Source organism: Gemmiger formicilis (genome assembly GCF_016901605.1).
GTDB classification, from domain to species: Bacteria; Bacillota; Clostridia; order Oscillospirales; family Ruminococcaceae; genus Gemmiger; species Gemmiger formicilis_B.
Genome location: NZ_JACJKP010000144.1, coordinates 1 through 8,044, shown reverse-complemented (window position 1 = coordinate 8,044; position 8,044 = coordinate 1). Strand labels below are relative to the sequence as shown.

General features: G+C 54.0%; 8 protein-coding genes and 1 pseudogene. 1 reads left to right on the top strand and 8 read right to left on the bottom strand.

Features of this window, described 5'->3' with window-relative positions; all coding sequences use genetic code 11:
* Positions 1 to 269 (top strand): hypothetical protein (locus H6B10_RS10905; RefSeq protein WP_204651632.1); only part of this gene is annotated, 269 nt, incomplete at its 5' end.
* A gap of 121 nt (positions 270 to 390) precedes the next feature.
* On the opposite strand, the gene H6B10_RS10900 is transcribed toward H6B10_RS10905, so the two are convergent.
* The 8 genes and pseudogenes from H6B10_RS10900 to H6B10_RS10870 form a co-directional block, all read right to left on the bottom strand.
* Entirely contained in the window at positions 391 to 1,386 is a 996-nt protein-coding gene (locus tag H6B10_RS10900) for a hypothetical protein (protein WP_204651631.1), read from the bottom strand.
* A 43-nt stretch (positions 1,387 to 1,429) separates the two neighbouring features.
* Positions 1,430 to 2,017 (bottom strand): annotated as a pseudogene (locus H6B10_RS10895) (relaxase/mobilization nuclease domain-containing protein); the annotation flags it as partial.
* 866 nt (positions 2,018 to 2,883) lie between these two features.
* Positions 2,884 to 3,501 carry a zinc ribbon domain-containing protein gene (locus tag H6B10_RS10890; protein ID WP_087161954.1) on the bottom strand — a complete coding sequence of 206 codons (618 nt, stop codon included), beginning with the start codon at positions 3,499 to 3,501 and terminating at the stop codon, positions 2,884 to 2,886.
* A gap of 13 nt (positions 3,502 to 3,514) precedes the next feature.
* The gene (locus H6B10_RS10885; protein WP_087161955.1) at positions 3,515 to 3,826 is read right to left on the bottom strand and encodes a hypothetical protein; all 312 of its coding nucleotides are present in this window, start codon (positions 3,824 to 3,826) and stop codon (positions 3,515 to 3,517) included.
* A gap of 35 nt (positions 3,827 to 3,861) precedes the next feature.
* Complete coding sequence (locus H6B10_RS10880) at positions 3,862 to 6,024, bottom strand: serine/threonine protein kinase (protein ID WP_204651630.1); 2,163 nt, start codon at positions 6,022 to 6,024, stop codon at positions 3,862 to 3,864.
* The gene (locus H6B10_RS18730) at positions 6,021 to 6,155 is read right to left on the bottom strand and encodes a hypothetical protein (protein WP_263040800.1); all 135 of its coding nucleotides are present in this window, start codon (positions 6,153 to 6,155) and stop codon (positions 6,021 to 6,023) included. Before H6B10_RS18730 ends, H6B10_RS10880 begins: the two co-directional genes overlap by 4 nt.
* A gap of 77 nt (positions 6,156 to 6,232) precedes the next feature.
* Positions 6,233 to 6,676: a hypothetical protein gene (locus H6B10_RS10875; protein ID WP_204651629.1), complete on the bottom strand. Its 444-nt coding sequence runs from the start codon at positions 6,674 to 6,676 to the stop codon at positions 6,233 to 6,235.
* An 89-nt stretch (positions 6,677 to 6,765) separates the two neighbouring features.
* Positions 6,766 to 8,044 (bottom strand): hypothetical protein (locus H6B10_RS10870; RefSeq protein WP_204651628.1); only part of this gene is annotated, 1,279 nt, incomplete at its 5' end.

Sequence of the window (8,044 nt, the reverse complement as noted above, 5' to 3'; positions counted from 1 at the left end):
CTTCCTTTCTTGGTAAAAATAAGGCTTGCAAGAGGCGTTTTGTGCCCAAAAATGTATACGAAAAACCGGGTACATTTTCAGAAAATCCAGATTTTCCGGGCCCAAAATCGCCTTCTGAACAAAAAGTGGGCATAAAAAATCCCCCTGCAACTGAAATCAGTAGCAGGGGGATTGGCGTATTACAGGTAGATCTCCAAGTCGATATCACGCCATCGGCTTGGCTTTATCACGCTGTTGTGTGCTTTTTGAAATGCTTGCGCATCCTCTAAGCTGAGCGTGAGCTCCAAGAGTCCAACGGTTTTACTTGCGAGGATTCTTGATAGCGGCCTGCGCCGTACATACCTTGTGTATATAACGATGTACATTTTGAATTAGAGCTGTCCGAGCAGCTCACCGACGCAGGCTGCCCGGAAAAGGGATGGTGTGCCCCTCCTCATCGGCAAAAGGACCAAAGTGTAATTTACTGTCCATAGAGCAGGTCGTGTACTTCCTCTGACCGGCTAAATTCAGAAAGGCAACTGTGGGCTGCGGAGAAAAGTCCAAGCACCAGGCAAAGCGGGAATCAGACAGTGGTGTAACCTGTGAAACAAAGAGATCAATGAAATCCTCGCTTACCAGACCGTCATGCATTTCAACTGCTTCGCACAACGCTGCCTCAATAGCTTCCATATCCAGGTGTCCGGGATTGTAGTCCTCTGAAGCAATTTGAGCTTTGCTCTGACGAAGGGCCTCCATCTGCTGCTGAATTTCTATGGTCCGCTGGAGGAACTTATCCTGATCAATCTCTCCACGGGCACGGACCACAACCAAGTCATCCAGCTGTTGTTGGAGCAACTGGATAGAGTTATCTTTCACTTTCATCAAATCTGCTCGACGATCTGCGTCTGGCTTGTAGCAAGCATCCAGCATTTTGCAGGTCTGGAGGACGATTTCTCTTTGGTCTCCCCATAACCTCTCAAATATTTTGGAGGCCATCAGCTCCAGCTTGCTTTGTCCAACTGGCTTGATCTCACAGATAGGTGCTGGATTGCCTTGTTCATTCTGAAGGCGGATGCGGGGTGTATCATGGTGTCGTTTGCATTCATATCCATAGATAGGCTTTCCTGCATTATTGGTTCTCCAACGATGTCGAAGCATGGGAGAACCGCAACGACACCTCATTTTTCTGCCCCACACATTCTGAGCCTGCTGAACACCAAAACTCCGTGTACGGCCTTTTTCATCAGTCAGCCGTTTGGTCCTGCTGCGACGAATGGCGTTAGGGAAATTAAAAGGAATCTCTCTCGCCAAGATTGTACTGGCAAGCAATGCCCCTGGATAGCCATTCGGCTTCCGGTGCTGCTTGTTGAGGGTATCCCCCAAGCCCCCATGAACGCAGAATTTCATTCTGCGGCTGCGCGTCCGATGGACACTTTAGACCACGATCAGCTCACCGCTGGTCGTGGTCTTTTTCGTTTTCGGTATCGTGTTCCGTCACCATATTTAAGAGCCGATCCACATTGGCCTTTACCGCCAGCAACTCCCGCATTTCCTCACGGGAGCGCCTGTACTCGGCATAGGTCTTTTTCTTCTCCTCCAGCAGCCGAGCATATTCAGCTTGCAGCTCCTTGACTTTGGGGAGCTTCTTGACCCCCATATCGTCAAAGGCGTTTTTGGCCGCCTGATGGAGCAGGATTTCCTCCTCATGTTCTTGGCGAAATTTCTTGGAGTAACCGGCCTTCCGGTAAGCCACATAAGTGTCACGGGTCTTGGCATAGTTGATGATATGGGTCCGCAGCACGGCGATCTCCGCCATGCGTTTCTCTGCCTCCTTGATTTTTGCAGATAGCTCATTGTGGTGGGCCGTGGCCGCTGCAGACTTTTCCTCCAGCACCGCATACTCCAGCAGGTTATGCTCGGTGAGAAAGTTCACGGTCTGCGCCATCTGTTTCAGATTAAATACCTTGGCCCATCGCACATACCCGGCACCTTTTCCGGCCTGGAGCTTTGCCTGGATGTCAACCAGTAGATTGACCTTCGTATCGTCATATTTCCATGCTTCATCATGGATGCTGTGTTCATGAACCGGAATCGTCTCTTCCTGCGTATATTTGCAGATGGAGCAGGTACGTTCTCTGGAACCTGTTTCGGTTGTGGTAGGCTCCTTTGTTATCGTCCAATCACCGAAAGTATGGTTGCCCACTTCAGTTTTCTCGCCGCAGCGGCATTCCTTCCAGTGCTGGGTTTCATCCTTCTGCCAGTCGCCGTAGCTGTGCTCATGTTCAAGCATTGGAATGGTTTCGGTCTGCACATAGTCGCAGACCGTGCAGTCACGCTCTCTGGAACCAGCCTCGGTTTCGGTGGCCGGCTTCGTCTCTCTCCAATCGCCGTAGATATGGTTTGCCACATTCAGCCTTTCGCCGCAGGAGCATTCCTGCCAGTGCTGTGCCGCGTCGTGCTTTTGGGTATAGCTGTGCTCATGGGGCGGTTCGGCTTCTCCGACGTCCGCCACCATATACTGGCCGTCCGGGTCGCCCACGATCATGATCCATCTGGCACGCACCCGTATGGTGTACTCCTCCTGCGGCCGCGTCACCACATCGTTTGTGAAAAACAAATAGGTGTCGATTTCCACTGCCTTGGACTCGACCACATCGTCGCCCAGCAGCAGCTGTGCCTCGTATTCAAAGCTATCGCCGGAGGCCGCTCCTGCCGGCCGGCCCCACTGCACCTGGTTTTGGTAGCCCGACCAGCGGGGGTTCCCTGGCACATATTCCCCCGCCGCCGAAACAGACAGGGGAAGGGCCGCGATCATCAGGCATACCGCCAGCAGCATACTGAAAAGCCATGCGCCTTTTTGCCGCCCCGGCGGTTTTTTCCCTGCGCATACGCAATCTCCTCCCTTTATCGCACCGGAGCGCCCTGCGAGGAAAGCGGTGCTCCGCATGCTCCGCAGAAGCGGCTTCCGGGCGGTATCTCCGCCCCGCACTGGGGGCATTTGTTTTCCAGCTTCGCCCCGCAGTTGTTGCAGAATTTGGCGCCGGCCGCACACTGGGTTTTGCAGGCGGGGCAAACCACCATACCCGCGTTCAGTTCCGCCCCGGCGTTTCGCACCACCACCGAGCGGCCGCCGGAGACGATGCACTGCTCAATCACCTGGAAAATCTCTTCCGGCAGCTTTTTCTGCTTGTAGGCGCCCACACCGGCAGTCACCGCCAGCGGCCATGCGATAAACCATCCCAGCACGCCAGCGCCGATCTTATCCGACCATTCGCCCTGACCCACGGTGACGTTTAAGTTGTCATCCATCCGGATCATCTGCACCGTCGTAGCCATCCTCATGCCGGCAATGGTCTTCCAGCCGTCTTTTTCCTGACGGCCCTGCACCACATAGCCTTCTGTGGTTTCGGCACTCTGTACCTCCATCCCCTTAGTGGATGAAAGGAACGCCTCCACCGCGTTTGCCACCACCTGGGTACTCATGCCGGCAGGCAGCCGGAATACTCTCGATTCGTTTGCCATCTCGTCTTCCTCCTCATTCTAAAGCCTGTACCTCATCGATATGCTGCAGTACGCTGTCTGCCAGATAACGTACTGCCAGCTGTTTTTCCTCCTCGCTCAGGCCGCTTGCCGGACGGAGCATGGAAACATGGAGGATCGATGTGTTGATGGTCTGTTCCGTCACGGCAAAGGCGTACTCACTGGTATGCCCCAGCACCTTCGCCTCCGCCTTGATATCGCCGACCAGCGCCTGCTCGTATTGGCAGCCCATCCGGTCCAGCACGTCAAAGACGGCGTACACAGCCATGCGGCGGGGACAGTTGACATTTCTTTTTAGACTCAGCACTTTTTTCTCCTTTCCCCCGGAAACGGGTCTGTCATCTATTTCACAGGTCGAATCGTATAGGTCGTGTCCAATATCATTCCATTGGTGATAAGAGCCTCCTCAGTATATGCGGATGCCGTAATCGCAAACACATATCCGTCGATTTCTCCGGCGTAAACCTCCGTATAGGCCGTCTGACCATCTAAAGTATAGGTATATCTGTCAACAATCCAATCGATTCCGCCAGATTCATGTTCCCAGCGGCCCTCCTCACGTTTGAGGCCGGGCTGGTTCACCATCACTTCTGCTATGCCGTCCAGCCAGACTTCCTTATTAAATTGATCACTCGATGGTCTGCACTGTATTTCTACCTGCACGTCGCCTGCCTCGTTGACCATGCGCAGCAGGTTTTCATTGACCACGTTGAAGGTAATCTCTCCGTCGCTCTCCCAGTAGATAAATTGGAACGGAAGCCGTTCATCATAAAACCGCTGACTGTTGGTGCCTGCGGGACCGCTGCTTTGGAAGGAATCCATTGCTGCGAATATCTCCGCCTGCGCCTTCTCATCCCCCTGAGGATAGGAGCCGATAAGATTGTAGCAGCCAAACCCATTCTGGCATTCGATGAACGCCGCCAAAAATTCCATGGTTGTGCCTCCGCTTTCGGTAGCAGAAAACTGGATCAAGTAGGTGTCCAAAGAACTGCCCTCCCGGTAACCCCGGCTGAGGATCTCATGCTTTGTGATATTGGTGCTCTTCAGCAGTCCGATATAATACTGGACATACTTCTCAACATTCTCCTCCACATCAGAAAGAGTATACACCGGAAAATCGGCAGCCTTATCGTAAAATCCCACCTGCAGGGTAGCGCTCCCATCCGATGAAGCAAAAGCTCCGCTGCCGGACTCTGTTTCTGTATACCCCTGAGGGATCCCCATGGTGATATTCAGATACTCCTGGGCGTAGTCCTGCAAGGCGACATCGTCTACGCCCTCGGGTTCCTGCACTGTTATATCGAAAGGAGTGCCAGATGGCCCGTCAGAAGAACCCGGCTCTGCTTTCCCGCCGGTCAGCGCACCGATCCCCGCTACTGCTCCCCAGACGCCCAGACCCAGCACAGCAACGCACAGCACCAGCGCCGTGATCTGTACCCCGATATGGCTCCGCCGGAATCTGGTCCAAAGCCCCGGCTTTCCATCGGAACCTGCAGCCGTTTGACCGGATGGCACAGCCATGGTACGGTGATGGAAAGACGCCGGGGTTTTCCCGGTAATCCCTTCAATAAAGGCCCCCATGGTGGAGAAACGATCCTCCGCTTTTACCGCGAGCGCCTTCATGATCGCCTGTTCCACCTGCGGAGGCAGGGGAACGCCCAGCTCCGAGGGCTTTTTCAGCGTATCGTTATGGACCCGCATGATGGAATCCGGCGGCAGCTCCCCGGTCACGCAGCGGTACAGGGTGGCGCCCATGGCGTATACATCCGTCCACGGCCCCTGGTTCCCCTTACTGGAATACTGCTCCTCCGGCGCGTAGCCATGTTTCAGGATGACCGACACGCTTTTTTCATCTCCGATAGAAAACCGGGCCGCGCCGAAATCCAGCAGCTTGCTCTCTCCCTTGGAGGTAATGGAGATGTTGTCCGGGCTGATATCCCGGTGGGTCAGGTTCAGGGCATGAACCTGCGTCAACGCCTGCATCACCGGCATCAGGATGGTCAGCGCCTGGTCATAGGGAATCTTCCCGCCCTGGGATGCAACGTATGCCTTCAGGCTCATGCCGTCGATATATTCCATCACGAAATAGGCCGTGTTGTTTTCCTTAAAATAATTCTGCACCGACACGATGTTCGGCGTATTCTGCAGTTTGGCAAGGATCCGCGCTTCCTCTAAAAAGCGCTCCATGCCGTTTTGATAATCCTCCTGGCCCCGTCCGGTCAGTGCCACGCTGTACTTATCGGAATGCCGGGTAGCAAGACCGGAGGGCATATATTCCTTGACGGCTACCTTAATCTCCAGCGTCAGGTCATAGCCCAGATAGGTGATGCCGAACCCGCCCACGCCCAGGACCTTTCCGGTCATGTAGCGGCCGTTCAGCAGTGCGCCCATGGGCAGCGCCAAAAACGGCTGCTCCTCCTCCGCATTAAACCCGCAGTGGGGGCAGACAGGGGAATCGTCCGGCTTTTCCTGAAAGCAGCCATAGCAGATATGTTCCAAGTTCATGTTTCACTCCTCTTCTTTGTACTTGCGCCCCGGCCTTTCACCCGCAACAGCAGAAAAACCACTTCCATCAACGCGATCATACCCAGCTCTTCCAGAATGAACGGAAAGACATTCATCATCTCCTCAATCAAGGGCTGTTTCTCCCTTTCCTCCAGACAAACCGAACAGAATACGGCCCCAGCGTCTTGGATCGTCGCAATCTATAACTCTAATATAAATACTCTAATATAAAACAGGCGGTGGGCGTTCCCACAATTGCAAGCCACCCGCAGCACAGAAGGCAGATCTGAATCATCCGATACATCTTGACATCGGCGGGACAGAAGTATTTTTCCGGATCAGATGGGTCAATGTAAATCTCCACCTCAGTTCCGATCTTCTTCTGCGCCTGATGATAGGCCAAATCGATGCCGGTGTTTTTTTGATAGACGCAGCCCATATACTCGTATTGGTATATCATAAAATAATGGTAGGAATGCTTGATCCGAATCCTCAGCGGTTCGATGACGGTCGCTTTTAGAAAAACCGTGCAGCCGCTCCCTCTCTGCGTCTTTTTCTTGTAAAAGTGGGCAGGCACGAAAAATATCGCGCAAAGCGGATATATTATCGCGCATACAATCAGAATCCACGCAATATCCTCTGCAAAATTCATGCGTCCCCCTCCTTTCCGCCCGCACCAATCTTTTTTAGGGAAACCGCCTGCCGCAGGTTTCGCTGCGGCAGGCACTGAAGCTATGCTGGTTATCCCTCCCATGCACGGACGGACGCCATGGCCTGTTGATGCAAAGCGACAACCGCATCTTTGTTGGAGCTGTTGAACATGCAGCTAACAGCGTAACACTTGCCGTCGATCATGGCGGAGGCAACACTGAACGTAAATTCATTCATGGTCCAATCCATGCACAGCCATTCCACACCGCCCAACTGCGACGTGTATGTTTCACCTACGGAAACGCCCGCGCTAGACGCCACGTCTCTCTGAAACTGCAAGACCTCCTCCGGGCTGCTCATTCCCAGCTGGCCGGCATTCCCTATTTCCACAATCCCGCTGTCCGGCGTAGCGCTCCCAAAGCCGGCTTCCATTGCCGCGTCCGTTGGGTAAATAACCAATTCGGCCGCCGCTCCGGCCTCTCCCAGGTTAACAGTCGTGTCCATCACGCGTCCTGCTGCCACGGCATCGTCCACAATCACCTTGACGCCGCTCTTAGAGCCATAGTACATCTTGCACGTTGTCTCCGGCGCACCGTTGCTCTTAAAGGACTGGATGATGGAATGGATTTCCGCTTCGGCGGCTTTGTCCCCCTTGGGATAGCTCGTGATGATGAAATAACAGCCGAAATCATACCCCTCCACCGCCATAATGACCACTTCGTTGGAGACGCCTTCGCTGTCGGTGCCTTCAAGATAGATTTGATAGGCGCTTGCGCTTCCCACCTGATCGGGTCCGGCAGCAAGGATCTGATAATCCGAAACTTCAAACAGGTTCTGCATCATGATGGCGGCAATAGCTTCTCTCTGGGATTCCACATCGGCAAGGGAGTAGATGGGTCCGTCAATGTTCCAACCATAATCCATTATCATACCGCAGCCTTTAGCCTCATTGATAAAAATCGTCTCCTCCTCAACCCTCGTATAATCCGACGGGATCTCAATCGTAGCGTTGAGGATGCCAAGATCCTGCGCCACCATTTCCGCTGGAGGTTCTGTAGTAGGCTCTGGGTCTGTTGTCGGTTCCGGATTACTCGTCTGCGGTTGGCTGATGACAGGCGTAGGTTGGCTGATGACAGGCGTATTCCCACCGCCGCCCCCTCCTGTCGGCCTTTTTTTCCCTCCGCCAGAAAGCGCGATAGGAAGGATAATACAAAGGGCGATCACCGCCAGCAGCCCACCGCCGGAAACCCAGGCAACCACCGGATTGGCTTTCATATAGGAAAGGAACCGGGAGAACGCAGAGGGCTTTCCTGCCGCAGCACCCCCGCCGTTATAGGCGGGCTGCTGATAGGCAATCTGCCCGTAGCCT